The sequence below is a fragment of the Myxococcus vastator genome (genome assembly GCF_010894475.1).
In the GTDB taxonomy this organism is placed as follows: domain Bacteria; phylum Myxococcota; class Myxococcia; order Myxococcales; family Myxococcaceae; genus Myxococcus; species Myxococcus vastator.
In genome coordinates, this window is the sequence record NZ_JAAIYB010000048.1 from 1 (window position 1) to 23,639 (window position 23,639).

The 23,639-nt window shown below is 70.2% G+C and carries 23 protein-coding genes; 12 read left to right on the forward strand and 11 right to left on the reverse strand.

Annotation, left to right across the window (positions count from 1 at the left end):
- Positions 1-268: 268 nt before the first annotated feature.
- Positions 269-1,378 (reverse strand): DNA alkylation repair protein, encoded by a 1,110-nt coding sequence (locus tag G4D87_RS07500; RefSeq protein WP_163780379.1) that lies wholly within the window; start codon positions 1,376-1,378, stop codon positions 269-271.
- A gap of 165 nt (positions 1,379-1,543) precedes the next feature.
- On the opposite strand from G4D87_RS07500, the gene G4D87_RS07505 reads away from it, so the two are divergent.
- Together G4D87_RS07505 and recF are read left to right on the forward strand one after the other, a co-directional pair.
- Entirely contained in the window at positions 1,544-3,490 is a 1,947-nt protein-coding gene (locus G4D87_RS07505) for a PAS domain-containing sensor histidine kinase (protein WP_163780381.1), read from the forward strand.
- Positions 3,491-3,529: 39 nt separating this feature from the next.
- The gene (gene recF, locus G4D87_RS07510) at positions 3,530-4,672 is read left to right on the forward strand and encodes a DNA replication/repair protein RecF (protein ID WP_163780383.1); all 1,143 of its coding nucleotides are present in this window, start codon (positions 3,530-3,532) and stop codon (positions 4,670-4,672) included.
- Between the two features lies 1 nt (position 4,673).
- Here the strand turns inward: recF and G4D87_RS07515 are convergent, their stop codons facing one another.
- Positions 4,674-5,063: a hypothetical protein gene (locus G4D87_RS07515; RefSeq protein ID WP_163780385.1), complete on the reverse strand. Its 390-nt coding sequence runs from the start codon at positions 5,061-5,063 to the stop codon at positions 4,674-4,676.
- A 317-nt stretch (positions 5,064-5,380) separates the two neighbouring features.
- Here G4D87_RS07515 and G4D87_RS07520 point away from each other — a divergent pair, with 317 nt between their 5' ends.
- Genes G4D87_RS07520 through G4D87_RS07535 form a run of 4 tightly spaced genes read left to right on the forward strand, consistent with a single transcriptional unit; the run spans position 5,381 to position 8,738 of the window.
- A complete protein-coding gene (locus tag G4D87_RS07520; protein ID WP_176410727.1) occupies positions 5,381-5,884 on the forward strand; it encodes a hypothetical protein in 504 nt (167 codons plus the stop codon).
- Positions 5,881-6,690: an MlaE family ABC transporter permease gene (locus G4D87_RS07525; protein ID WP_163780390.1), complete on the forward strand. Its 810-nt coding sequence runs from the start codon at positions 5,881-5,883 to the stop codon at positions 6,688-6,690. The genes G4D87_RS07520 and G4D87_RS07525 overlap by 4 nt, the downstream gene beginning before the upstream one ends.
- Before the next feature lie 6 nt (positions 6,691-6,696).
- Positions 6,697-7,515 (forward strand): ABC transporter ATP-binding protein, encoded by an 819-nt coding sequence (locus G4D87_RS07530; RefSeq protein ID WP_163780392.1) that lies wholly within the window; start codon positions 6,697-6,699, stop codon positions 7,513-7,515.
- Entirely contained in the window at positions 7,512-8,738 is a 1,227-nt protein-coding gene (locus tag G4D87_RS07535) for an MlaD family protein (RefSeq protein WP_163780394.1), read from the forward strand. Before G4D87_RS07530 ends, G4D87_RS07535 begins: the two co-directional genes overlap by 4 nt.
- An 11-nt stretch (positions 8,739-8,749) precedes the next feature.
- On the opposite strand, the gene G4D87_RS07540 is transcribed toward G4D87_RS07535, so the two are convergent.
- From G4D87_RS07540 to sitI6, 7 genes are all read right to left on the reverse strand, one after another.
- Positions 8,750-9,841, reverse strand: coding sequence for a hypothetical protein (locus G4D87_RS07540; RefSeq protein ID WP_163780396.1), 1,092 nt, complete (start codon positions 9,839-9,841; stop codon positions 8,750-8,752).
- Positions 9,838-10,650: an Imm49 family immunity protein gene (locus tag G4D87_RS07545; RefSeq protein ID WP_163780398.1), complete on the reverse strand. Its 813-nt coding sequence runs from the start codon at positions 10,648-10,650 to the stop codon at positions 9,838-9,840. The genes G4D87_RS07540 and G4D87_RS07545 overlap by 4 nt, the downstream gene beginning before the upstream one ends.
- Before the next feature lie 39 nt (positions 10,651-10,689).
- A complete protein-coding gene (locus tag G4D87_RS07550) occupies positions 10,690-11,109 on the reverse strand; it encodes an imm11 family protein (RefSeq protein ID WP_163780400.1) in 420 nt (139 codons plus the stop codon).
- A gap of 321 nt (positions 11,110-11,430) precedes the next feature.
- Positions 11,431-12,318, reverse strand: a complete 888-nt coding sequence (locus tag G4D87_RS07555; protein WP_163780402.1) for an AHH domain-containing protein — start codon at positions 12,316-12,318, stop codon at positions 11,431-11,433.
- Between the two features lie 24 nt (positions 12,319-12,342).
- Positions 12,343-12,810, reverse strand: coding sequence for a DUF4150 domain-containing protein (locus G4D87_RS07560; protein ID WP_163780404.1), 468 nt, complete (start codon positions 12,808-12,810; stop codon positions 12,343-12,345).
- 21 nt (positions 12,811-12,831) lie between these two features.
- Positions 12,832-14,166 (reverse strand): TIGR02270 family protein, encoded by a 1,335-nt coding sequence (locus tag G4D87_RS07565; protein WP_163780406.1) that lies wholly within the window; start codon positions 14,164-14,166, stop codon positions 12,832-12,834.
- 310 nt (positions 14,167-14,476) lie between these two features.
- Positions 14,477-15,205, reverse strand: a complete 729-nt coding sequence (sitI6, locus tag G4D87_RS07570) for a SitI6 family double-CXXCG motif immunity protein (protein ID WP_163780408.1) — start codon at positions 15,203-15,205, stop codon at positions 14,477-14,479.
- A gap of 146 nt (positions 15,206-15,351) precedes the next feature.
- On the opposite strand from sitI6, the gene G4D87_RS07575 reads away from it, so the two are divergent.
- Positions 15,352-16,728, forward strand: a complete 1,377-nt coding sequence (locus tag G4D87_RS07575) for a glycosyltransferase family protein (RefSeq protein WP_163780410.1) — start codon at positions 15,352-15,354, stop codon at positions 16,726-16,728.
- A 1-nt stretch (position 16,729) separates the two neighbouring features.
- On the opposite strand, the gene G4D87_RS07580 is transcribed toward G4D87_RS07575, so the two are convergent.
- Together G4D87_RS07580 and G4D87_RS07585 are read right to left on the reverse strand one after the other, a co-directional pair.
- Complete coding sequence (locus G4D87_RS07580; RefSeq protein ID WP_240358085.1) at positions 16,730-17,671, reverse strand: ATP-grasp domain-containing protein; 942 nt, start codon at positions 17,669-17,671, stop codon at positions 16,730-16,732.
- Positions 17,672-17,679: 8 nt separating this feature from the next.
- Positions 17,680-17,832 carry a hypothetical protein gene (locus G4D87_RS07585; protein ID WP_163780412.1) on the reverse strand — a complete coding sequence of 51 codons (153 nt, stop codon included), beginning with the start codon at positions 17,830-17,832 and terminating at the stop codon, positions 17,680-17,682.
- A gap of 175 nt (positions 17,833-18,007) precedes the next feature.
- Here G4D87_RS07585 and G4D87_RS07590 point away from each other — a divergent pair, with 175 nt between their 5' ends.
- From G4D87_RS07590 to G4D87_RS07610, 5 genes are all read left to right on the forward strand, one after another.
- Entirely contained in the window at positions 18,008-19,303 is a 1,296-nt protein-coding gene (locus G4D87_RS07590; RefSeq protein WP_163780414.1) for a M20/M25/M40 family metallo-hydrolase, read from the forward strand.
- Between the two features lie 104 nt (positions 19,304-19,407).
- Complete coding sequence (locus tag G4D87_RS07595; RefSeq protein WP_163780416.1) at positions 19,408-20,568, forward strand: pyridoxal-phosphate-dependent aminotransferase family protein; 1,161 nt, start codon at positions 19,408-19,410, stop codon at positions 20,566-20,568.
- A gap of 212 nt (positions 20,569-20,780) precedes the next feature.
- Complete coding sequence (locus G4D87_RS07600) at positions 20,781-21,392, forward strand: DUF2378 family protein (RefSeq protein WP_163780417.1); 612 nt, start codon at positions 20,781-20,783, stop codon at positions 21,390-21,392.
- 229 nt (positions 21,393-21,621) lie between these two features.
- A complete protein-coding gene (locus tag G4D87_RS07605) occupies positions 21,622-23,259 on the forward strand; it encodes an ATP-binding response regulator (protein ID WP_163780419.1) in 1,638 nt (545 codons plus the stop codon).
- A complete protein-coding gene (locus G4D87_RS07610) occupies positions 23,256-23,624 on the forward strand; it encodes a response regulator (protein ID WP_163780421.1) in 369 nt (122 codons plus the stop codon). Before G4D87_RS07605 ends, G4D87_RS07610 begins: the two co-directional genes overlap by 4 nt.
- Positions 23,625-23,639 lie beyond the last annotated feature (15 nt).

Consider the following 23,639-nt stretch of genomic DNA (forward strand, 5'->3'; position numbering starts at 1 on the left):
GTTCACGGGGGGCCGGGTGGGCTCGAAGCGAGACTGCGCAGGGTGCCCCGGGGGCGGGGACGGCTTGCGCTCCGTGGCGCGGGCGGGCGCCTCCGGCTTTCGGGCCGCGGCCCCCACGGTGGACGGGGGAATCACAGGCTTCGAACCCTTGATGGTCATGCGCATGCTCCCTGGGGGGCGGAAGGCGTCCCGCAGTTCAGGTATCGGCGCCGCACGCCAGGGAGTTGCCTGTGGGTTCTCGGTTCATGACGAAAAGGGAGTCGGCCACCTACTCGCCGACCTCGACGACGCCCAGCGGCAAGCCCTGTCCATTCACCAGGGCCTCGAAGCGGTGCGGGCCCGCGTAGTGCTTGCGCGTGGTGAGCTGCGCGAAGGAGACGCGCTTGCTCACCGTCTCCGCCTGTCCTGGGCCGAGCAGCAGCTCGCGCACCTTGAACACCTTGGGCCGCGCCTCGCCGTTCGCCTTCTGGAAATGCACGGCCAGGTCCACCACCAGCGTCTGTGGCTGCTTCGAGCGATTGGCCACCTCGAAGTGGACCTCCACCGTGTCACCCAGGGCCGCGCGGCGGGGCAGCTTCGTCACCCGGGCCTCGATGCCCGACGGAGGCCGCGCGCCCACCACCGCTAGCGCCGCCGGCTCGCCGCGCTTGATGGACGAGCGCAGCGCATGGCGCACCAGCCACTCCCGCTCCGGCGTGGCGTCCTTCATCCACGCCGTCGCCACCTGCACCAGCAGGGCGGGGTGGTCCTTGCCGATGTCGTTCAGGTTGTTGGCCACCGAGCGGCGCACGTACAGCGCCGGGTCGTCCTTCAGCCGCTCCAGCAGCGCGAGCACGGGCGAGGGGTCCTTTTGGAACTCGCGCAGCCGCGAGGCCCACGGCAGGCGCGTGCGCGTGCCCTCCGACACGAGCCGCCGGACATGCTCGCTCGAATCTTCCGTCCACTCACGCAGGCGGGCCAGCGTCCTGGCGGTGTGCCGCTCCAGGTAGGGCCGGATGGAGAACTCCGCGGTGAAGCGCTGGGTGAGCGCGTGCTGCGCGCGCATGGACGGCTCGAAGTGCGCCAGGCCGTGCTCCGCCACGTACATCGTGTGGGGCAGGTAGAAGAAGGAGGCCATGGCCCCGCCCTCCGTGGCCTCCGTCCGGGGGCCGAGCGAGCGCAGCAGCACCTCCACCGCCTCCGGGTAGTCGCTGGGCAGCGCACGGTGCAGCGCGCCAGCGATATGACGCGCCCGGTCCATCAGCTCATGGCCATCCAGGCCCTTCGCCGCCTCCCGGATGAAGGCCGCGCGGGGGAAGGCCGGCGCCGCGGCGTGGAGTGACGCGGCGAGGCGTTCGACGAGCCGCGCGTCAAAGAAAGTCTTGAGGGAGTCCGCCATGGTGCGTGCATCCTGGCATGGGCTCCCCGGTGCACCAGCACCCTGTGAGTGCCAGGGGGCCCCAGTGGGCAGGCGGCCGGACAACGGTGGACTGGGCAGCCCGGGGTGGCTCTGCTAGGCCCTGGGCTCTTGGTGACGCGAATGGGTCAGCAACGGAGTCAGGACATGCGCAGCAGGCCCGTGGTGACGGAGCCCCGCTCCTTGCGCGAGCAGCTCGCCGACGTGCCTGACTCGCTCGCGCTGCTTGAAGGCTTGTTCACCCATTCGCCGGTGCCCTACGCCGTCTTCACCTCGGACGGCCACTGCCTGCTCACCAACCCGGCCTTCCTGGCGATGTTCGGCGCGGCGCCGCCGCCCGAGTACAGCCTCTTCAAGGACGAACTGCTCGCGCGGCTGGGCTACGCGAAGCTGCTCCAGCGGGCCGTGTCGGGCGAGCGCATCCAGACGCCGGTGTTCTGGTACGACGTGAAGGAGCTGGAGCACATCCGCGCGCCCGCCGAGGCGCGGCGCATCGCCATCTCCTGCACCGGCTTCCCCCTGGTCGCCTCCAGCGGCGGCGTCACCCACATCGCCGTGGCCTACCAGGACATGACGGCCGAGCTGGCGGCGCGCGAGGCGGCGCAAGCGGAGCGGCGCAACCTGCTCCAGGTCTTCACCCAGGCGCCCGTGGCCATCAACGTGCTGCGCGGCCACGAGCTGCGCTACGAGTTCGCCAACCCGCTGCTCCAGAAGCTCATGGGCGGACGCGAGTTGAACGGGCGCACCCAGGAGGAGGCCATTCCGGATTTGTCCCCGGAGCTGCTGAGCCTCCATCGGGGCGTGCTGGAGACGGGCGAGCGCGCCATCGCGCGGGAGTACCCCGTCACCATCGACTACGACGGCGCAGGCCACGTCGAGACGAAGTTCTGGAACATCATCTTCGAGCCCCTGCGCGATGAGCGCGGGCTCGTGGACGGGCTGGTGACCTTCGCCTTCGACGTCACCGAACAGGTGCTCGCGCGCCAGGCCGTGGAGAGCCAGCAGAAGTGGCTGGAGGCCGTGCTGGATTTGATGCCCATGCCGGTGGTGATGGCGGACCCGGCCAGCGGCGACCTCAACTTCTCCAACGCCGCGGCGGACCGGCTCTACGGCCTGAGCATCCCCAAGGACGTGCCCGCCACCGCGTATGGCGAGCACTTCCACGTCACGGACCTGGCGGGCCGCCGGCTGAGCGTGGATGAAATCCCCTCCACCCGCGCGGCCCGGGGCGAGCGGCTGGACGGGCTGGAGGTCCATTGGCACACGCCCGCGGGCCAGTACGCCCTCAGCATCTCGTCCGAGACGCTGCCCGCCATGCACGGCCACCCGTCCGTGGTGGTGATTCCCTTCCTGGACATCACCCGCCTGAAGACGGTGGAGCAGCACCTCCAGGAGGCCGTGCGCGCCCGTGACGAGTTCCTGTCCGTGGCCAGCCACGAGCTCAAGACGCCGCTGACGTCGCTGGGGCTGCGGCTCCAGTCCTTCGCGCGCGCCATCCAGACGGACCCGGCGTCCGAGCTGGCCCAGCGTCACGGGCGCGAGGTGGAGGCCATGCGCCGGCAGGTGACACGCCTGGCCGAGCTCGTGGACGGGCTGCTCGACGTGTCGCGCATCAGCACCGGCCGGCTGAAGCTCCGGGTCGAGCCGGTGGACCTGCCCTCGCTCGTGCGCGAGGTGGCCGCGCGCTTCGAGCTGGAGGCGGCGCGCGCCGGCTGCGAGCTGCACGTCACGCGGGCTGAAGGGCTCGAGGGGGCGTGGGACCGGCTGCGGCTGGAGCAGGTGGTCTCCAACCTGCTGTCCAACGCGCTCAAGTACGGCGCGGGCGCGCCCGTGCACATCGACGTGGCGCCTGTGGGGACGGGCGCCCGGCTGTGGGTGAAGGACGGGGGCATTGGCATCGACCCGGAAGCCCACGCGCGCATCTTCCAGAAGTTCGAGCGCGCCGTGTCCGAGCGGAACTACGGCGGCATGGGCCTGGGGCTGTACGTGACGCGCACGCTGGTGGAGGCCCTGGGCGGCACCATCCAGGTGGACAGCCGGCCCGGCGAGGGCGCGACCTTCGTGGTGGAGCTGCCGCTGCGGCCCGCGAGATAGGTCCCCCGCCGGAGGGCGGAGAGGTGATACGGAGGGGCCGTGCGGCTCCTCGCGCTTCACGTCCACGACTTCCGGAACCTCCCCCAGGTCCAGCTCACGCCCAGCGCCCACGCCACCATCGCGGTGGGGCAGAACGGGCAGGGCAAGACGAACCTGCTGGAGGCCCTCTACTTCCTGGCCACGCTCAAGCCCCTGCGCGCGGGGCGCCTGTCGGAGCTGGTGCGCTGGGGCTCGCAGGGCGCGCGGGTGACGGGCCGCTTCCTCCTCAAGGGCGCCGAGCGTGAAATCGCCGTGGAGGTGGGCGGCGGCACGCGGCAGGCCTTCGTGGATGGGAAGAAGGCCTCCAGCCTGGAGGACTACTTCGGCGGCGTGTCCGTGGTGGCCTTCACGCCGGACGACCTGGAGGTGGTGAAGGGCGGGCCGGACTCGCGGCGCGGCTTCCTGGACCGGGCGGTGTTCAACCGCTTCCCGGCCTTCCTGCGCGAGAGCCGCGAATACGCGCGGGCCTTGAAGAACCGCAACCGCCTGCTGCGCGAAGGGCACACCGTGGACGCGGTGTACCTGGAGGCCTACGACGAGACGCTGGCGAAGGCCGGCGCGCGCCTCTATTCGCGGCGGCGCGCGCTGATGGCGGAGCTGGCGCCCCGGGCGCAGGCGACCTTCGCCTCCATTGGCCGCACGGTGGAGCCGGCCGTGTACCACTACCGTCCCGCGCATCTGGAGGGCGACTTCGCCGCCGCGGACGAGCCGGCGCTGGCGTCCATGCTGCGAGAGAGCCTCTCCGCGCGCCTGCGCCGGGACATGGAGCGCGGCTTCACCTCGGTGGGGCCGCACGCGGATGACGTCTCGGTGACGCTGGGGGCCCGCAGCGCGAGGGCCTACGCGAGCCAGGGACAGCAGCGGGCGCTGGTGCTCGGCTGGAAGATTGCCGAAATCGAGAACCTGGAGGCCGCGATGGGCTTCCTGCCGCTGCTGCTGCTGGACGATGTGTCGAGCGAGCTGGACCCCGAGCGCAACGCCTACCTGATGGGCTACCTGGCCCAGAGCGGCGCGCAGGTGGTGCTCACCACCACGGACGGCTCGCTGGTGCGGGGCGCGGCGGCGGACGACACGCTCTGGCTCGACGTGCATGGCGGGCAGGTGGCGGTGCGCGCGGACGCCCAGCCGCCTCCCGCTGCCTGAGTCACGGCGTCACGCGCCGGCGGTGCCAGGGCCAGTGGATGTGGGAGCGCCGCTCCGAATGGCGCGGAACGTCGCCTGGGGCCACGTGCTGGAAGAAGGGGAAGCGGTACTCCGCCCAGAGCACGCCATACGCCACGGCGAAGAGGAAGGTGGCCAGCGGCAGCCACCAGGACGTGCCCACGGCGAGCGCGACGATGGTGAGCAGCAGCAGCGCGACGCCCACGCCCAGCGACACCTCGCGCAGCCGCTTGGACTCGCTGAAGGCCAGCCCCATGGACACCACCGCCAGGAGCAGCACGCAGCCAGCCAGCCAGTAGCTGTGCCGCACGTACAGGTTGGCGATTCCCAGCAGGAAGAGTCCGAAGCCGAATATCGCGAGTCCGCCGTCCATGGGGGTCCTCCTTGTCCTTGGTTTCGCGCGCGGGGCGCTGCGTTCCGAGCCGGGCGGCTTGCATGCGTCGGGACAAAGCTGGGGTTGGGATGGTGGCCGGGCACTGCCCGCGGAGTGCTGCCCGCTTGGACAGGTTGGTGTCGCGACGGCCGGCCGGCGCCTCACGCGTAGCGGGAATGTGACGCGCCAGGAGGGATTTAGAGGTGTGACAGTGGACGTTTGGCCCCTACCACACGGCATGGAATTCCTTGCAGGTGCGCCACTTGTGACGCATGACTCGGCCGCAGGGCCGGGAGAGAGCCACGAAGAACGGTGCCATGCTGCGGATGACGTTGCTGTGCGTGCTGGTGGTCATGCCCCTGACGGGTTGTCACCGGACGACGTTCGAGGATTCCGTCCTCACCAAGCCCGCCGTGCGCTACCGCATTGGCGAGCTGCCCGCGCACTGGCAGCAGGTGCGGCTGGAGGACAATGACCTCGCCTTCGCCGAGGCGGGCACGGGCCGTGCGCTCTCCGTCAACGCCACGTGCAAGGGCCATGATGACCCGTCGCTCCAGGTGCTCACCCGGCACCTGCTGGCGGGCTTCACGGACCGGCGGGAAGTCTCCGAGCAGCGCATCCCCATGGATGGGCGTGAGGCCCTGCGCAGCCGCCACCTGGCGAAGATGGACGGCGTGCCCGTGCAGCTGGAGCTGGTGGTGCTGAAGAAGGACAACTGTGTGTTCGACTTCACCTACGTGGCGCCGCCGGGGCTCGCGGACGCACGCATGGCGGACTTCGACGCGCTGCTGGCCGGCTTCGAATTGGAGCGCAGGGGATGACGACGCGGCAGCCCGAGGTGGACGCGGCGGCGGCTTCCGGGCCCCCGAGCCTCATGGACCGCGCGAAGGAGCGCCTGGAGTCCCTGGGCGCGCTGTCGCGGATGACGGGGCAGGTGTTCAGCCGCGCGGTGCGTCCGCCCTATGACTGGCGCGGGCTCGTGTACCACACGGAGTCGCTGGGCGTGCGCTCGCTGCCCATCGCCCTGCTCACCGCGATGTTCGCGGGGCTCGTCATCTCGCTGCAGTTCGGCTACTTCCTGTCGCGCTTCGGCGTGCAGTACACCGTGGGGCGCGTGGTCATCCTCACGCTGTTCCGCGAGCTGGCGCCGGTGCTCACCGCGCTCACCGTGGGCGCGCGCATCGGCAGCGGCATCGCCGCGGAGCTGGGCGCCATGACGGTGACCGAGCAGGTGGACGCCATCCGCGCGCTGGGCGCGGACCCGCTGCGCAAGCTGGTGGTGCCTCGCGTGCTGGCGTGCCTGATTGTGATGCCGGTGCTCACCGTGTTCGCGGACGTCGTGGGGCTGGTGGCGGGCGGGCTGGTGGTGAACTTCCAGTACGCGATTACGCTCAACCTCTTCTTCCAGGGCGCGCTGGACGCGGTGCTGATGCCGGACTTCGCCTCCGGCGTGTTCAAGGGCGCGGTGTTCGGGCTCATCATCGGCCTGGTGGGCTGCTTCCGCGGGCTCACCGTGGAGGGCGGCACGGAGGGCGTGGGCCGCGCCACCACCCAGACGGTGGCCACCACCTCCGTCTCCGTGTGCCTGGCCGACTTCTTCATCACCCAGCTCACGCTGAACCTGTGACGCGCCATGCGCTCCTCGTCCTCGCCCGCCTCTGAGTTCGCGTTCCAGCCGCCCAGGCCGGGGGAGCAGCTCATCTATTTCGAGCACCTGACCAAGGCGTTCGGCGCCAAGCACGTCTATGACGACATGGACCTGGACGTGCGCGCCGGTGAGACGCTGGTGGTGATGGGCGGCTCGGGTACGGGCAAGAGCGTGCTGCTCAAGTGCCTCATCGGGCTGCTGTCGCCAGACACCGGACGCATCCTCTTCCAGGGGCACGATTTGACGCGCTTCACGGAGGAGCAGTTCATGCCGGTGCGCCGGCACGTGGCCATGGTGTTCCAGGGCGCGGCGCTCTTCGACTCGCTGAACGTCGGGGAGAACGTGGCGTACCCGTTGCGCGAGCACTTCCCGGACATGCCGGCGGACGAGGTCCGCGCCCGCGTGGCGGAGAAGCTGGCGCTGGTGGACCTGCCTGGCACCGAGCGGCTGATGCCCTCCGACTTGTCGGGCGGCATGCGCAAGCGCGTGGGGTTGGCGCGGGCCATCGCCACGGAGCCGGAGGTCATCCTCTGGGACGAGCCCACCACGGGCCTGGACCCCGTCACCACGCAGTCCATCAACGTGTTGATCAACTCGATGAAGACCCGGCTCGGTTGCACTTCCATCGTCGTGACTCACGACATGGTGAGCGCATTCACCGTGGGAGACCGCATCGCCATGCTGGCCAATCGGAGAATCGTGCAGGTGGGCAACCCGCGGGAGATGCTCCACTCCACCGTCCCGGAGGTGCGCGCCTTCCTCGACGCGCGCCGCGTGGAGCTGTTCCCTGGAGGCGCGCCATGAGCCTGTTCTCTCCCGTTGGAACCGAGCGCCGCCTGGCGATGCGCGCGGGCCTGTTCGTCGCCATCGGTCTGGCGGTCGCTAGCGTGGTCGTCATGGTGATTGGCCAGCAGTCGCGCCTGTTCGAGCGAAAGACGACGTACCGCGCGTACTTCACCAACGTGCAGGGCCTGAGTGATGAGTCTCCCGTCTGGCTCGGGGGGCTCAACGTGGGGCGGGTGACGGGCATCGTCTTCTCGCCCGACCCGAAGGACCCGCGGCTGGAGGTCCAGTTCCAGGTGTCGTCGCGCTACACGGACCGCGTGCGGCAGGACTCGGTGGCGCAGCTGTCCAGCATGGGGGTGCTGGGCGACAAGGCGGTGGACATCTCCCTGGGCAACCCCACGGCGCCGCCGGTGGAGGCGGGTGGGGTGCTCAAGTCGTCCTCGAGCGGTGACTTGTCCGCGCTGCTCAACGGGGCGTCGCAGGTGATGGAGAACTCGGTGGCCATCAGCAAGTCGCTGCGGGCGGCGGTGGACACGTACGCCAACCCGGAGATGGCCAGTGACGTGACGCGCGGCATGGCGGCGTTGCGGGCGCTGCTGGAAGAGGTGGAGAAGGGCGAGGGCGTGCTGCACGCGCTCATCTACGACAAGCAGGCCGGGCGCGAGGTGCGGGGGCTGTTGGCCAACGCGTCCAACGCGGCGGCGCGGGTGGATGGCGCGGTGGGCGAGCTGGAGGGGATTCTGCGCGAGGTGCGCACGGGCGACGGCACGGCGCACGCGCTCGTCTACGGTCAGGATGGCGCGAAGGCGCTGACGGAGCTGGGGGCGGCGGCCGGGCAGCTCGCGGGGCTCATCGAGGACGCGAAGAAGAGCCCCAACGGCGCGGTGCACCAGTTGGTGTACGGCGACGCGAGCGGCATGTTCGCGGACCTGGGCAGCGCGGCGGCGGACCTGAAGGAGATTACGGCGACCGTGGCGAAGGGAGACGGCACCGTGGGCGGGCTCATCAGCGACCCGACGGTGTACGAGGACCTGCGGGAGGTGCTTGGCAACGTGAAGCGCAACCGCATCCTCCGCGCGCTGGTGCGCTTCTCCTTGAGCAACCGGCAGGATTTGGACGAGGTGGGCAAGGTGGAGGGCGTGGAGCCTCGGTCCGAGGTGCCCGCCGCGCCCCCGGTGACACCGGCAGGAGAGGCGGCGGGACAGCCCGCTTCTGGGGAGCCGGCGCCGTCGTCGCGGTGAGGCATGGAGTGTCACGCGCCGCGTGTCAGGAGGACGGCGGCGGGCTGCCCCGCGTCCGAGAGCGAGCTCAGCAAGGCGTGCTCGCCGGTCGCGTGGCCCCTGAAGAATCCCCAGGCCGCCGCCGCGAGCGACACCGGCGCGGAGGCCGTGCCCGTTTCTCCCAGCGAGCTCGCGAGGTGCAGGACGCGGCAGCGTGGAAGGTCCAACGCGTCGGCGAGCAGCACCTGGACATGGCCCCAGGCCTGCGCCCTCCAGGCCTCACCGTTGAGGTCCAGGTAGACGTCACCCTGGAAGCGCGGTGGGGCCGCGGGGGCGGGAAGGACGCGCTGAAGTGACTCCGCGAGCGAGCGTCCGAGCTGCGCCATCGTCGCGCCCGCCTCCGGGAGCCCGCCCAGCGCCACGGCTTCCACTTGCAGGGCAGAGAAGGTGCCTCGCCCGCGGGCCGTCACGGGACGCTCCACCAGGACTGCGGCCCCGGCTTCACCCGGCATGAGGCCCACCTGTCGCTGGGGAGACTTGAGCCGACGGCGGAGGGCGAGCCACGCGAGGCTCTCCGGGTCCACGTATGAATCCGCGGCCAGCACGAGCACCCGGTCCACGGCCCTGGATGACAGCATGGCGTCCGCTTGCTGGAGCGCCGCCGCCAGGCCGCAGTGCCCCAGCGCGAGCGCCCGCGTATTGTCTGCCTGAATGGGGACGTCCATGAGGGACACGAGGGGGCGCAGGTAGAACGACTCGAGTGCCTTGGGCAGCGCCTGGAGCGACCAGCCGAAGCGCTCCTCGTCGATGAGTGGCGCCAGCGCGAGGAGCCCGGTGCGGTGCCAGAACTGTGCGTCCGTTCGGGGAGGCATCGCGGCTGAGTCGCGGAGGTCCTCGAAGGCGCCGGACGCCAGGCGCACCCAGGCGCCCGTCTGGAAGAACCCTTCCGCGAACGGCGCGGCGGGAAAGCCGGTGACGGGAGTGGCTTCGCCGGGCTCGTCCTCGACGGTGAAGGCCGGGAGGGGCCTGGGGCAGGAGAGCCCCGCTCGCAACGCGGTGCAAGTCCCCACGACGCCGTGCCCCACGGAGGTGACGAGGCCAAGCCCCGTGACAGCGAGCTTCACGGCTCCTGCCTCGGGGCGTCCGCCGTGCCCTGGATGGAGGTGATGCGCTGTTGCCAGGACGCTGGAGGCGGGAGCCGGGCTCGGTCGAGCCGGCGGGCCACGGAGGGGGCCAGCGGGTAGTGCATTTCGGTGGGCAGGCCCGCGCGCTCGGCCAATCGCAGCAGCGCGAGCACCTCCACGGAGAGGTGGGCGGTGGTGGTGGCGTCGTCAGGAGAGAGGCGCTCGGCTTCGAGTCGCTTGCGCAGCTCCCGGGTGCGGACCTCCAGCAGAAGGCCCAGGCCTTCCTCGAAGCGCTGGGCGTCCGCGGTGACGAGTGCCTGGCAGAGCGCGAGCCGCACGTCGTCGCCTGTTGTCGGTAGGCGCTCGTAGCGTCTCATGGCCGCGTCGAGCCGGTCGGGGGACGCTGCCAGGGTGAAATGTTCCATGAGGATGCGGACGTAGAGGAAGTCGTCCTCGTACTCCTCACCCGGGCTCCAGGTGGCGCGGGAGTGCTGGGCAATCTCGCGCTCCGCCTCGGTGTCACCACAGGCAATGGCATCGAAGTAGGGCTCGGAGCGGCTCGTCGTCTTGGCGGCGTCGTCAGTGCCCTGAAGGAAGAAGAGGAAGGCGCGCGCCGAGCGGGAGAGCTCCTCGAAGAAGCCGTCGGGTAGGCCGGAGAGGAAGAGCTGGGAAATGCCCATGCGCCGAAAGAGGGCGCAGACGCTCATCATCTGGGCCTGGGTGACCTGCCGGGCGAGGACTCGGGGCAGAACCATCTGGAGCTGGATGAGGCTGTTCTTCTCGATGAGGGGCAGGGGCGTTCGCACCATGGCGGGGAGGGCTGGGTGTCACGCGTTCGTCGGAGCAGCTCAGGCCTGCTCCAGCTTGGTGAGGTAGACGTTGGTGGGGTTGAGCTGCTGCAGTTCGTCCACCAGCTTGTGGCTCAGGACGTAGACGTAGGGGTCCTCCTTGATGCGGAAGAAGTCCGGGGCCGTTCGGAGCTTGTTGCTGTCGAGCACATGCGTCCGAATGCCAATGATTTCCCCAGGCATCTCCTTGGAGTACTTGATTTCACTCTTTTCTAGATGCAGGCAGTCGAAGGTGCCCAGTGGGTTGATGATGAAGTAGTCCCGGCTGGCCACCTGCCCCTTGTGGTCGAGCAGGGTGAAGTTGAGGCACTCCATTGGAAGTCCGGTGCGCTCGAAGACTTCTTTCAGGGCTCGTTCCACCACGACATAGTGGGAGGCGATGAGCGAGGCCAGCTTGCTTCCACCGTATTTGCTGCTCATTTGCCAAACTGCATCTGGAGGATATTTGTCCCCCATGGGGTAGCCTTCCGCCAGTCGGTGGCTGAACATCCTCAGGCCCTTGGGCTCGCGCTCAAGCATGCAGAGACTGCGATCAACGGTGGGGCCTCGGGTGATACTGAAATAGTCCATGGCGCTTCCTCGTGAGTTGTTTTCAGGCCTGCTCCAACTTGGAGAGGTAGAAGTGCTTGATTGCGCTCTCTTCGAGATGCCGGCAGCCGAAGGTGCTCAGTGGGTTGATGATGAAATGAAGGTGCACGGCAAGTATGCAGTGGTTCAGGGTGGAAACCCCGTGGTCACCCGTTAGAACGCAGGGATTTTTGGCATGTCCGAAATCGGCTCGCCTGGATTGGTTGTTCCAAATTCGGTGACACTGCGGAAGCATGTGTTTGAAAGCTCTTCGAGTTCCTCTCTTGAGAGTTTGAACTTCGACGTGTCGCAGTTCTTGCGGAGTTCCGCGTCGCAGGCTTTGGCGTAGCGGTTGATGATGGGCTCAAGCCGGTCCTGGACGTTCCAGTTATAGCCCAGGTGGTCGAACTTGGGGCTGCCTTCAACCATCCAGGAGCCATCCTCCAGGATGAGGTGCCGGGGGAGTCCCAGGACGCGGGCCACCTCCAGGTCCTGCGGCAGGAGGATGACGTTGATGTGGTGGTTGATATTGTATCCAGCGCGCAGGAGCGCCAGTCGAATCAACGCCTGGCAGTCGGCATCTTCGATTTCCGCGATGGTCTCATTGAAGAGCCCCTTGGGAATCAAGTGGTGCGAGTTGTGCCAGTACGGCCACGTATGCTTCGAGAAATTCTGCCCGCGGCGAATGGGCCTGCCCGCGGCATCCTCCATGTCGTCCCGGGTGGGGCCGTCCAGGTGCCAGTCTCCGGGTTCCGGCAGGCGGATGACGGCGCCATACTGGCCTGGGTAGAGGTTCCCCCGGTTGCTCAGGTACGCCGACGTGGCCAGCAGCCCCATGGGGGCGGGCTTCTGCCGAGCTCCCGCCGTGGGGGTCTTGTCGTAGAGCGCCGTCCGGTTCCGCTTCGACTCCGTGAGCGCCTGCCAACGGTAGGCGCAGGTGCTGGGGTCCAGGCTGGCGTCGTGTCCCGTCAGGCACGCGCCACCCTCGGTGTTCTCCTTCACCACCACATGAGGACAGGTGCCGTCTGGATTGGCGACGTGCTCGTCGGTGCTCTTTCCCATGGCGCGCCTCCAGGCCGCATCCAGCTACTCCACCTGCTCCTTGCAGATGAGGCAGCACGGTTGTCCAGCTTCCTTCCCCACCGCCACCACGGGGGGCTGGATGAGCGGAAAGGGCGGCGTGTTCTTGTCGTTATGCAGCATCAAGTCGAAGGCTCGCGCCACGTTCTTCCCTTCGAACTTCACGTCGAAGGAGTAGTTGACGAACTCCGCCTTGCCCTTCGTCTTCCCGGAGGCCACGCCGCCACCGGCCGTGCCGGCCTCGTCTCCGGTGCTCGTGCTGAAGTTCGAGTCCTTCAGGCAGGCTGGATTGCCCTCCACGGAGACGGTGCTGCTGCCCTGGGCCGTGTCCGCCGAGCGCGCGACATTGGGATAGGGAATGGGGATGGGCCCCGCCGGACTGGGCGTCTTGCACACGTCGGGAAAGGCCACCGTGGTGCCATTGCTGGCCTTCGTCACCACGGACATCTTGTTCACGCCAACGGTATTGCCCATCTCCCGCCTCCAACTCGTTTCTCAGCGGCTCATCCAGGTGGCGAAGGGCCGCAGGGAGGCCCCACCGCTCCAGCATCGAGCCTCCGCCGCTTGCCGGCGTTGCACATGCAACCACCCGCGGGGTTCTACTGCGTATTGTCCGCCGGTGCGGATGGCCAGCTCCAGCGCCAGCGGGGGACGTCGCCGCATGGGCAGCGTCTCCAGCGCTTCGACGAGGCTCGCGGCCGTGAACGGCCGGCCGTCCAAGACGCGTGAGTCGGGTCGGAGGTGCTTGCGCGCCTCGCTCCACCAGCGCTCCACCTCGGAGGCGCGAGCAAGCGGGAGCGCATCCTCGGGTCCGGGGGTGACGGGCGTGCGGAGGTCCTCGTCCAATGGCGGCAGCGGGTCATCCTCCTCTTCACGCTCCCGGCGCAGGCCGTCTTTCAGCACCAGACCGGTGATGGCGCAGAACGCCTCCGCGGCCAGACCTCCCAGCAGGGGGTCCTCCAGCCAGGGAAGGCAGGCCTCGGCGGCGATGCGCCGTCCGGAGAAGCCCAGCGCCCACAGGGTGTCAGGCCTCAGCGCTGGCGCTGATGCCAGGAGCTTCACCAACCGGGAGATGTCCTCGTCCTCTCCTCCCAGTGCGAGCATCAGCCGCGCGGTGCGCCCCATCACATCCGGAGCCTCCGCCGCCGCTTGGCAGGCCTGCCAGGCCGGGCGCTGCGCCTGGACCAGTCCTGCTTCCAGCGCCGCCGCGCGGAGCTCGGGGGCACCCGACGCCAACCCCTGCCGCACGCGCCCCGCCTCCGCGTCTCGTGGCCAGCGCCGCGCGGCTCGCAGCGCGGCCAGCCGAACCCCGGGCCCTGGATGCGCCAGGGCCTCCGTCAGCACGGCTTCTCCAGGGGGGTGTCCTTGGAGAAGCAGGGCCTCCAGCGTTGACGCCTGGACTTCGGGCGGCGCCTTGGGGCTGAGCAGCGAGGCAAGAGGGCAGGCCAGACCGGGGCGTTCACTGAGCGCCAGGGCCTCGGCCACCCAGCCCTGTCGTTCTGGCGCGGCGTCCCGCAGTTCCTTCAGCACCGCCGTCAGGCCTTGAGGCGGCTCGCTCGCGAGCAGGGCCATGGCCGCCACGCCAACGCATTCCCGGTCCTCTTCCTGGAAATTGGGAAGTAGCAGCCGCTCGGCCACCCGCGGGGAGCTGTGCGCCAGCATGTCGATGAAGGCGCGGAGCCGCTCCTCGTGAAGCTCCGCGACCTGTCCAGGCAGGAGCGTCGCCGACTCGAAGAAGAACGCACGCTGCTGCCACTGGTAGCGCGCTTCATCGAACGCGTCCTCCAGGAGGTCCCAGCGCGGGCTCGGGTCCGGACGGAATGCCCACATGGTCAGCCATGGTCCTTCGCGTGCTCGCTGGCGGGCCGGGCGAGGTCGCTTGCCAAGCATGCCGAGCAGGCGCCGATGATGGTCGACCTCACGCCTCTCCTCAAGATGAGTCGCCCCCAGGCTGTCAATGATGAGCCAGTGTGCCTGTCGCCCCAACACTGTCGAGTGGCGCTCTTGTGGGCGGGTATGGGGATGTGGCGGGCAAGCGCCTTGGCACGCCCCTGTTGTGCTCCCACGGGAGGGCTGCCCCTGGCTTTGGGGCAGGCCCAGAGGGCATGGAGCCTCGGCCAGAGGCGCCCGCGGCGCAGCCCTAGTCTGGGTGGACGGAAAGCTCGCGGAACGCGATGTCGCTGAGTTGAAGCTGCTTCACGGCTGCGACGAAGCGCTCGCTAGCGACGATGATCGTCTTGAAGTCCCGAAGGCGGAAGAGGTCGATGTCCTCGGGCAGCGTGCTCGCGGCCAGCACGGCGGACTCAGCTGGGTAGCCGTTCCGGTGGCTGCCACACCGGGGACAGGGCTCCTGCCAGTCCGGAGCGTGGCTGGAGGGATGCAACGCTCCGTGGGCGAGGACCTCCAGGCAGTGCAGGGGCGGTGCTGGCTGTCCGCGATAGCCCAATTCTCCTGGCGCGCCATGCAGGCCTCTCACGCCGGCCGCGTGAAGTTTCTCCAGGGCTGAGATTCGGATCCACGGAGCCCAGGGCGCCTGGAAGTAGAAGTCCCCAAATCGGCCCTTGGCCTTGCCGGCGACAGGCCCCAATTGTGTGCCGGGCTCCAAGGGGGCACCTCGGGGGACCCACGGCCGCAGGTGCTCGCACAGTTGCTGGTATGCCTCCAGTGACAGGGCTTGTTGACTCCGCGGCTCTTCCAGCAGGGCACGGTGTGCGAAACGCGAGAGGTCCACGGTGGGGTAGGCCTCTCCGAGGCCGCCGTAGCCGCCACAGAGGGTGCAGTCGATGCTCGGGATGCACCAGGGGCTCACGCCGTCGATACGGCCCGAGTGCCTCGTGGCTTCATCCTCGAGAACCTCGAAGAACCTCACGTGCTGCGCCTCCAGCGGCAGATCATCCGCGATGATAGTAGGAGGAGATCGTGCATCCTGGGATTGTGGCTTTCACGCCCCCAAGGCACTAAGACGGCGGCCCTCCCACGCGCCGCTGCCGGAGCGCGCGAGGTTGGCCCGCCGCGATGAGCTCATCCGCCGTCTCCACCCCTGTGGCTTCCGCGCCCGCGCGCTCCACGTCTCGCCTCTGGGCGGGGCGGGTGCTGCTCTTCGTGGGCTTCTTCGCGGCGCTGGCGGCGTTCCCCGTCTACACGCCCTTCGACTCCAAGCTGACGCTCCCCACCACGCTGTCACTGCTGCGTGAAGGGAACCTCGACCTGGACGAATACGCCCCCACCTTCGAGTCCTACCGCCACGGCCTCTACGAGCGCGACGGCCACCTCTACAACTACTTCCCCCTGGGGCCTTCCCTGGCCGCGGTGCCCATGGTCGTGCTGGTGGATGGCTTCGTGCGCCTCGCCACGCCCGTGGGCACGCTGCATCCATCCCTGGCGAAGCCCCTGGCGCACTGGCGTCACATCTATGACGCCACCGGCCGCGTGGACCTGGATGCGTGGAATGGCCCGCAGCGCCTCTTCGCCTCCGCGCTGACCGCGCTCGCTGGCGTCGTCATGTTCGTGCTGGGCACCGCGCTGCACCTGTCCCGCCAACGCGCGCTGCTGCTCGCCGCCGTCTTCGTCTTCTGCACGCCGCTGCTCTCCACCGCCAGCCGCGCCCTGTGGCAGCACGGCCCTTCGCTGCTGTGCCTCACCGGGGTGCTCCTCTGCCTCATCCGCGCGCGCGAGGCCCCGCGTCACCTGGCCTGGGCGGGCATCGCCCTGGCGCTCGCCTACGTCATGCGGCCCACCAACAGCCTCTCCGTGCTGGTGCTGTCGCTCTACGTGCCGTGGACCCATCCGCGTCAGGCCTGGAAGTTCTTCGCGGGCGCGCTCGCCGTGGCCATTCCGTGGGTGACGGTGAACCTCGTCCACTACGGCTCCGTGCTGGCGCCCTATTACGAACCGCAGCGCCTGGAGCTGTCCGCCGCTCGCGTGGCCGAGGCCCTGGCCGGCAACCTCGTGTCTCCCGCGCGCGGGCTGCTCGTGTTCACCCCCGTGCTCCTCATGAGCGCGTGGGGCCTTGGGATGGACGTGCGCGCCCGGACCTTCACCCGGCTGCATGCCGCGCTGGTCGCGGTGGTGGCGCTGCACTGGGCCGCCATCTCCACCTTCCCGCACTGGTGGGCAGGACACTCGTATGGTCCGCGCTTCTTCTCGGATATGGTGCCCTACCTCGTCTTCTTCCTCGTCCCCGTGGTGCGCGCGCTCCAGTGGAGGGGCCCCGAGGCCCGGCGCGGCCTGACGGCCACCTTCGCGGTGCTGGCCGTGCTGAGCCTGGTCCTCCATGTCCACGGCGCCAGCTCGCGCGCGGTGTACCGGTGGAACAGCCTCCCGCTCGACGTGGATGAACACCCGGAGCGGCTCTGGGACTGGGCCGACCCGCAGTTCCTCGGCCGTCGCTGAGCTACCCGCCGCGTGCGTGCCGCGCCAGCGCGCGCGTCAGGTGCCCCGCAACGTCCGTGCCGCCGCGCGCGTCGAAGCCCAGGAACATCGCCGAGCCGTTCAGCTCCAGGATGCGCGGCACCCCGTCCGCGTCCCGCTTCAAGTCCATCCCCGTCCAGCGCAGGCCCAGCACCTCGCACGCCCTCACGCAGTCGCGCGCCACCTCGGGCGGCAGCGTCACCTGCTCGATGCGCTCCTCGTGCTGCCGGAAGTCCAGCGACGACGAGACGATGCGCAGGCTCGCGATGACGGCGCCGTCCAGCACGTACACGCGCAGGCTCTCACCCGGCAGCAGCTCCTGGAAGGTGACGGGCGCGGCGGAGAGCGCCGCGAGGCGTTCATCCGTGAGGTCCGCTTCACTCAGCTCCCGCGTCGCCGCGCCGCCCACCACGGGCTTGTAGGCCACGCGCCCTTCCCGGGCGAAGCGGCGCACCGCCTCCGCGTCATTCGTCCACAGCGTCCGGGGCACGGGGAGCCCCTCGGCCTGGAGCGCGGCGAGCTGCGCGGGCTTGTGCATGCACCCGTCCGAAGAGGGCGGGTTGTAGAGCGGCACGCCCAGCCGCTCCCAGCGACCCAGCAGTCCCAGGAGCAGCGCGCTCTTCTCGCGGAACGCGGTGAGCGTGGTGCGCCAGTCCGCGTCCATGGCCTCCTGGGCATCCACCCCGAAGGCCATTGGGTGCGCATGCAGGCCGCGCAGGTACACGGCGGACGGCCGCCCCACCTCACGTCCGTCCACGATGATGCCGTCCAGCGACTCGGTGAGCGACAGCCGCGTCTGCTCGGGGAAGGCCCGCGTGTCCACCACCACCGTGTCCACGTCCTCGGCCCGGAGCCGGCGCGCCACCTCCTGGACGTGGGCGTCGCCTCGCGCACCCAGCAGCACCACCGTGCCTGTCCGTGTCACGGGCGTCCTCAGCGTTGGAGCTCACCGCCGTCGCCCGTCTCTTCACCCACCGCCATCGTGGTCACCTGCGCTTCCTTCTCGGGCCGTGGTTCGGGGGACGCGGGCGCCCAGTCCCGGATGAACAGCGCGCGCGGCGGTTTCGGCGGTGACGTCTTTGGCATGGTGCCTCCAAGATGCGGACGGACCCGGCGCCGCACCAGTGCCGGCCGTGGAGCGCCGCGTCACCCGGGCCGCGCCGGCCACTTCGTCCACCGCTCCACGTCAGCGCCTGTCCTGGCCGAGGCGCTTGTTCGTTTCCGGTGACTTCCACCGCGCGCCTGGGCTCCAATCCGTTTCATGAAAGCTCTTGCCCTGCGTGAGGACCGCTTCCTCGACGTGCTCCGGCGGCTCATCGCCCTGACTCCGAAGCTGCAGAACAACCCTGGCGCGGGGCTGGTGCCCGAGGAGCGGCTCGCCGCGCAGGTGGTGCTGGACGCCCTGGCGCCGCACATCGAGAGCGGCTTCATCCAGGCGGAGTCCGTGGCGGGCCCGGGCCAGGCGTCGCGTCCCTGCCTGGTGCTCACCGTGCCGGGCGAGGGGGAAGGCGCCATCGGCTTCGTCGGCGCGCACTTCGACGTCGTCCCCGCGGACCGACAGGCGGAGGGCTGGGAGCGCAGCCCCTTCGAGCTGTGGCAAGGCCCCGGCGGCGTGCTCTACGGGCGCGGCGTCACCGACTGCCTGGGACACGTCGCCGTGCTCACGGACCTGCTGGCCCAGCTGGCCGAGCGCAAGGTGCGCCCCAGCCGCACGTTGAAGGTGGTGCTCATCTCCAACGAGGAGTCCTCGGAGCTGCCGGGCCTGGGCCTCAACTACGTGGCCGAGCAGGGGCTGCTCAAGCCGCTGGACGGCCAGCCGGTGTACTGGCTGGACAGCGCCAACTTCGGCCCCACGCTGGGCACCGCGGGCGTGTCGCTGTGGGAGCTGAAGGTGACGGGCGTGGGCGGCCACTCCGGCATGCCGCAGAACTGCGTCAACGCGCTGGAGCTGGGCATGGCCGCGTCGCTGGAGCTGGCGCGCTTCTTCCACGAGCGCTTCCCGCCCACGGAGGACGAGCAGCGCTGGGGCTTCCTGTCGTCCTCCAGCCTCAAGGCCACCGTGGTGGAGGCGCCCAACACCAAGGAGACGAAGGTGCCCGCCGACGTCGTCCTGCGCGGCGACATCCGCCTCACGCCCTTCTACGATTTGGCGGAGGTGCAGAAGGCGGTGACGGACTTCATGGCGGAGCTCGACGCCCGGCTGGCGCGCGACGACGCCCCCGCGCACTTCCCGCGCACGCGCACGGCCGGCGGCAAGCGCGGTGAGCTGGCGTTCCGCTTCCTGGGGGAGGGGACCGAGGGCATCGCCTGCCGGCTGGACTCGGAGGGCCTGCGCGCGCTGAAGGAGGCCATGCAGGTGGTGCGCGGTGCGGCGGCCACGCCCTTCTCGCTCACCGGCTCGTTGCCGCTCGTGAGGGACCTGCAACGCCAGGGCTGCGACGTGCAGATTACGGGCTTCGGGGACATGCAGTACTACCACGCCCCCAATGAGCAGGCCCGGCTGGAGGACTTCCGGCAGGGCTTCGCCATTCTCCGCGAGCTGCTCGTCCGCCTCTGAGGCGGAGCACATGTGCGTGGACAGCGCGGCCGGGGACCGCCACAGTCGGCCCGGGCCGCGGGCACCTCCGCTCGCGCCGGCTGCGCGAGAGGAGCGGTGACGCCGTGAGAGACTTGCTGATGATTCCGGGGCCGGTGGAGTTCGAGCCCGAGGTGCTCCAGGCGCTGGGCGCTCCCACCCTCAGCCACACGGACCCCGCCTTCATCGCCGTCTTCGGCCGGGCCCTGAAGCGGCTCCGCGAGGTGTGCCTGGCGCCCTCCGCGCAGCCCTTCGTGGTGTCCGGCTCCGGCACGCTGGCCATGGAGCTGGCGGTGGCCAACCTGGTGGAGCCCGGGGACGCGGCCCTGGTGGTGAACACCGGCTATTTCAGCGACCGGATGGCGAAGATTCTCGAGCGCCACGGCGCCCAGGTGACGCACGTGCGCGCCGCGCCGGGAGACGTGCCCTCCCTGGACGAGGTGGAGACGCACCTGTCGAAGGGCGGCTTCAAGGTGCTGTCCGTCACCCACGTGGACACGTCCACCGGCGTGCTCGCCCCCGCGGAGGCGCTGGTGCGAACCGCGCGCAAGCACGGCGTGCTGTCGGTGGTGGACGGCGTGTGCGCCACCGCGGCGGAGGCCTTCCACCAGGACGCGTGGGAGGCGGACGTGTACCTCACGGCCAGCCAGAAGGCGGTGGGGGTTCCTCCCGGCCTGGCGCTGCTCACCGTGGGCCCGCGAGCCATGGAGGCGTGGCGCAAGCGCAAGGCGCCGGTGGCCAGCGTCTACGCGGACTTCGCGGAGTGGCTGCCCATCATGGAGGCGTACGAGGCGGGCAAGCCGGCCTACTTCGCCACCCCGCCGGTGAACCTCGTCGCCGCGCTGGACGTGAGCCTGGGGCAGATTCTGGCCGAGGGCATGGACGCCCGCTTCGCCCGGCACCAGCGCATGGCGCGCGCCTTCCGCGCGGCGTGGAAGGCCATGGGCCTGCGCCTGCTGCCCACCTCCGACGCCGTGGCCGCCCACACGCTGAGCGCCGTGTACTACCCGGACGGCGTGGACGCGGCGCTGGTGGGCGGAGTGAAGGGGCAGGGCGTCGTCGTCGCCGGCGGCCTCCACCCGGACCTGAAGGCGCGCTACTTCCGCGTGGGCCACATGAACCGCGTGGGGCCCGCGGACGTCCTCGCCACGGTGGGCGCCCTGGAGCGCGCGCTCATCGCCGCCGGCCACCGCTCGGAGCCCGGCGCCGCCGTGGCCGCCGCCCAGGCCTCCCTGATTGCGGGCTGAGCCCGGCCTGGGGCAGCCGTCCCCATGCGTTGGCTGGCGGATGCTCCTCTCGGCCCGCGGGGCGAACCGGGTTTGATTCGACAGTACCGGAAAAATATGCGATTGTTGGCTTCCCGGAAGTGGGGGGAATCCTGGGAGCCCGGAAACATCCGCGAGGTGCGGTAGCGGTGTGTTCCCCAGGCACCCTGGAAGGGCCCCTCGGGGAGATGCGCATGTACGCGGGTTACGAATCGAGCGCGGGTGGTGGCGCGGCCTGGGAGCTGGAGTTGCGGCGTCTGGCGGCCACTGACGACGACATGGCGCGTGGAATGTTCTTCCAGGGCACGCTGGACGTCGTTGGGTTCCTGGGAGGCGAAGGCGCCGTGGCCCGCTGCAAGGGCGTGGCCGGCATCTGGGAAATCAACCTCCTCCACATGTACCCCATCACCCGGTTCCTCCGGATGTCGTCCACGGCGGCGCGGCTGTTGGCCCCGCAGCTGGAGGGCTTCGAGGGCGTGCTGCGGCGCATGGGAACGCAGGCCACGGTGGACTTCGTGGCGTCCGAATTCGGACGGGAGCTGATGCGCACGGCCAGCGGCAAGCCGCGGTTGCTGTTGCAGTCGCTGGGAGAGGCCTACCTCGCCGCGGTGACCTACGGTGAGCGCTACCCGCTGTGGACGGGGGAGACCAGCGCCCGCTTCATCATGCGGCGCGACTTCATGCCCGCCGCCTACCACGAGGGCGTGCTGCACGGCGTGCTGGAGGCGGTGGGCGCGCGGGAGGTCCGGGTCCAGGGCCGCCAGGTCGGACTGCTCGACAGCGAATACGAGCTGTCCTGGAAGTAGGTCTGCCGCGGCGATGAAGGCGCGGGGGCGCTCGCTTGCTCCCTGGGGTCCTGGAAAACCTGCGCGGCGATGCCCGGACGTTCACCAGCCAGCGCTCGGGAGGGTGCGGCGGGCTTTTCGCCACGTTGGGCGAGGGGTGTTCCCGTTACTGTGCCCGGGGCAACGGCGTGGGATTCGACATGGCGTACACGGGCAAACACCTCATCTCCCTTCCATCGGCTGCTCCGGGATGACACCGCTGCGGGTGCTGGTGGTGGAGGACAACCCGGACGACGAGACGTTGGTGCTGCGCGAGCTGCGCCGCGCCGGCTTCCTCCCGGAGTCCCTGCGCGTCCAGTCCGAGGAGGCGCTGCGGGCGGCGCTGACGGGCGCGGCCTGGGACATCATCCTCTCCGACTTCTGCATGCCCCGCTTCACGGCCCTGGACGCGCTGCGGGTGCTGAAGGCCACGGGGCTGGACATCCCCGTCATCGTCGTGTCCGGCAGCATCGGCGAGGACGAGGCGGTGGAGGCGATGAAGGCCGGCGCGCGGGACTACTTCGCCAAGGGTCGGCTGACGCGGCTGGGCGCGGCGGTGGAGCGTGAGCTGGCGGAGGCGAAGGTCCGCGGGGAGCGGGCCCGGGCCGAGCTGGACCGCGAGGTGTTGGCGCAGGCCAGTGAGGTGCTCGTCGAGCCGCTCGACCTGGAGGAGCGCCTGTCGCGGCTGGCCTGGGTGCCGGTGCCGCGGGCGGCGGACGCGTGCGCCCTCTTCCTGCACGAGGAGGGGCGCGGCGGCCTGCGGCTGAGCGCGGTGGCGCACGGGGACGCGTCCGTCCGCGCGCGGGCCTGGGACCTGGACCGGCGCTTCACCTTCGCTCCGTCCGCGGAGACGGGGCCGCTGCGCGTGTTCACCACCGGAGCGCCCGAGCTGGTGGTGGATGTGAGGGCACGGCCGGCGCCCCTCACCTCCAACCCGGAGCACCAGCGGGCGCTGGACGCGCTGGGGCTTCGCTCGGTGCTGCACGTGCCGCTGCGGGGCCGCGCGGGGGCGATGGGGGTGCTGTCGCTGCTCACCCAGGGCACGCGCACGCTGGGGCCGTTGGACCTGGCGCTGGCGCAGGAGCTGGCGCGGCGCGCGGGCGTGGCCCTGGAGAACGCCCGCTTGCTGCGCGAGGTGCAGGACGCGGTGCGGCTGCGCGACGAATTCCTCGTGGTGGCCGCGCACGAGCTGCGCACGCCGCTGACGACGCTGCGGTTGCAGCTCGGCTCCCTGCTCGGTCCCGCCAGCCGCGAGCGCCTGGGGGCCATGCCGCCCGCGGTGGAGACGCGGCTGGCGCGGAGCATGCGCCAGGTGCTGCGGCTGGAATCGTTGGTGGAGGACCTGCTGGACGTATCCCGGCTGGGCGCGGGGGACGTGGTGCTGTCGCTGGAGCGCTTCGATTTGGCGGAGGTGGTGGCCGAAGTGGTTGCGCGCCATGGCGCGGAAGCGGCGGCGGCGGGCAGCCAGGTGCGCCTGACGACCGAGCCCGGCCTGTGGGGCCGCTGGGACCGCCAGCGGGTGGAGCAGGCCGTGGCGGCGCTGGTCGCCAACGCGCTCAAGTTCGCGCCGGGGCAGCCGGTGGAGGTGGCTGTCGCGCGCGTGGGGCACATGGCCCGTGTTCAGGTGGATGACAGAGGGATTGGAATTTCAGAGGACCAGGTGAAGCACATCTTCGAACGCTTCGGACGGGCGGTAAGCTCGCGCTCCTACGGAGGCCTGGGGCTGGGGCTGTACCTGGTCCGGCGTTCCGCGGAAGCGCATGGGGGCCGGGCCTGGGCCGGGCCACGCGAAGGGGGTGGCGCGTGCTTCACCCTGGATTTGCCGTTGGAGAAGGAGGGGCGTGAGTGAGCCGGCCGCTGCTGGTGGTGGATGACGACGCGGACCTGCGCGAGGCACTGGAGGAGGTGCTTCGTGACGCGGGCTACACGGTGCTGGGGGCCAGCAATGGCAAGCATGCCTTGGAGGTGCTGGGCGCGGCCACGGAGCTGCCGGGGCTCGTCCTGCTGGACATGATGATGCCCGTCATGGACGGAGGCGCGTTCGCGCGGGCCATGCGTCAGGTGCCCCCCTGGCGGGACATCCCGGTGCTCGTCTTCTCCGCGTCAGCGAATGCGCGCCAGGTCGCGGATGAGATTGGCGCTTGCGGTCACCTGCGCAAACCCGTGGACGTGGACACACTCCTGGACGCCGTCAGCCGCCATCGGACGGGGTGAAGCAGGCAGGTGGGC

Excerpts from the sequence above, each read along its gene's own strand:
- G4D87_RS07500 (WP_163780379.1), bottom strand. The coding sequence starts at position 1,378 with ATGGCGGACTCCCTCAAGACTTTCTTTGACGCGCGGCTCGTCGAACGC.
- G4D87_RS07505 (WP_163780381.1), top strand. The coding sequence starts at position 1,544 with ATGCGCAGCAGGCCCGTGGTGACGGAGCCCCGCTCCTTGCGCGAGCAG.
- G4D87_RS07515 (WP_163780385.1), bottom strand. The coding sequence starts at position 5,063 with ATGGACGGCGGACTCGCGATATTCGGCTTCGGACTCTTCCTGCTGGGA.
- G4D87_RS07520 (WP_176410727.1), top strand. The coding sequence starts at position 5,381 with ATGCTGCGGATGACGTTGCTGTGCGTGCTGGTGGTCATGCCCCTGACG.
- G4D87_RS07525 (WP_163780390.1), top strand. The coding sequence starts at position 5,881 with ATGACGACGCGGCAGCCCGAGGTGGACGCGGCGGCGGCTTCCGGGCCC.
- G4D87_RS07530 (WP_163780392.1), top strand. The coding sequence starts at position 6,697 with ATGCGCTCCTCGTCCTCGCCCGCCTCTGAGTTCGCGTTCCAGCCGCCC.
- G4D87_RS07535 (WP_163780394.1), top strand. The coding sequence starts at position 7,512 with ATGAGCCTGTTCTCTCCCGTTGGAACCGAGCGCCGCCTGGCGATGCGC.
- G4D87_RS07545 (WP_163780398.1), bottom strand. The coding sequence starts at position 10,650 with ATGGTGCGAACGCCCCTGCCCCTCATCGAGAAGAACAGCCTCATCCAG.
- G4D87_RS07550 (WP_163780400.1), bottom strand. The coding sequence starts at position 11,109 with ATGAGCAGCAAATACGGTGGAAGCAAGCTGGCCTCGCTCATCGCCTCC.
- G4D87_RS07555 (WP_163780402.1), bottom strand. The coding sequence starts at position 12,318 with ATGGGAAAGAGCACCGACGAGCACGTCGCCAATCCAGACGGCACCTGT.
- G4D87_RS07560 (WP_163780404.1), bottom strand. The coding sequence starts at position 12,810 with ATGGGCAATACCGTTGGCGTGAACAAGATGTCCGTGGTGACGAAGGCC.
- G4D87_RS07565 (WP_163780406.1), bottom strand. The coding sequence starts at position 14,166 with ATGTGGGCATTCCGTCCGGACCCGAGCCCGCGCTGGGACCTCCTGGAG.
- G4D87_RS07575 (WP_163780410.1), top strand. The coding sequence starts at position 15,352 with ATGAGCTCATCCGCCGTCTCCACCCCTGTGGCTTCCGCGCCCGCGCGC.
- G4D87_RS07585 (WP_163780412.1), bottom strand. The coding sequence starts at position 17,832 with ATGCCAAAGACGTCACCGCCGAAACCGCCGCGCGCGCTGTTCATCCGG.
- G4D87_RS07590 (WP_163780414.1), top strand. The coding sequence starts at position 18,008 with ATGAAAGCTCTTGCCCTGCGTGAGGACCGCTTCCTCGACGTGCTCCGG.
- G4D87_RS07600 (WP_163780417.1), top strand. The coding sequence starts at position 20,781 with ATGTACGCGGGTTACGAATCGAGCGCGGGTGGTGGCGCGGCCTGGGAG.
- G4D87_RS07605 (WP_163780419.1), top strand. The coding sequence starts at position 21,622 with ATGACACCGCTGCGGGTGCTGGTGGTGGAGGACAACCCGGACGACGAG.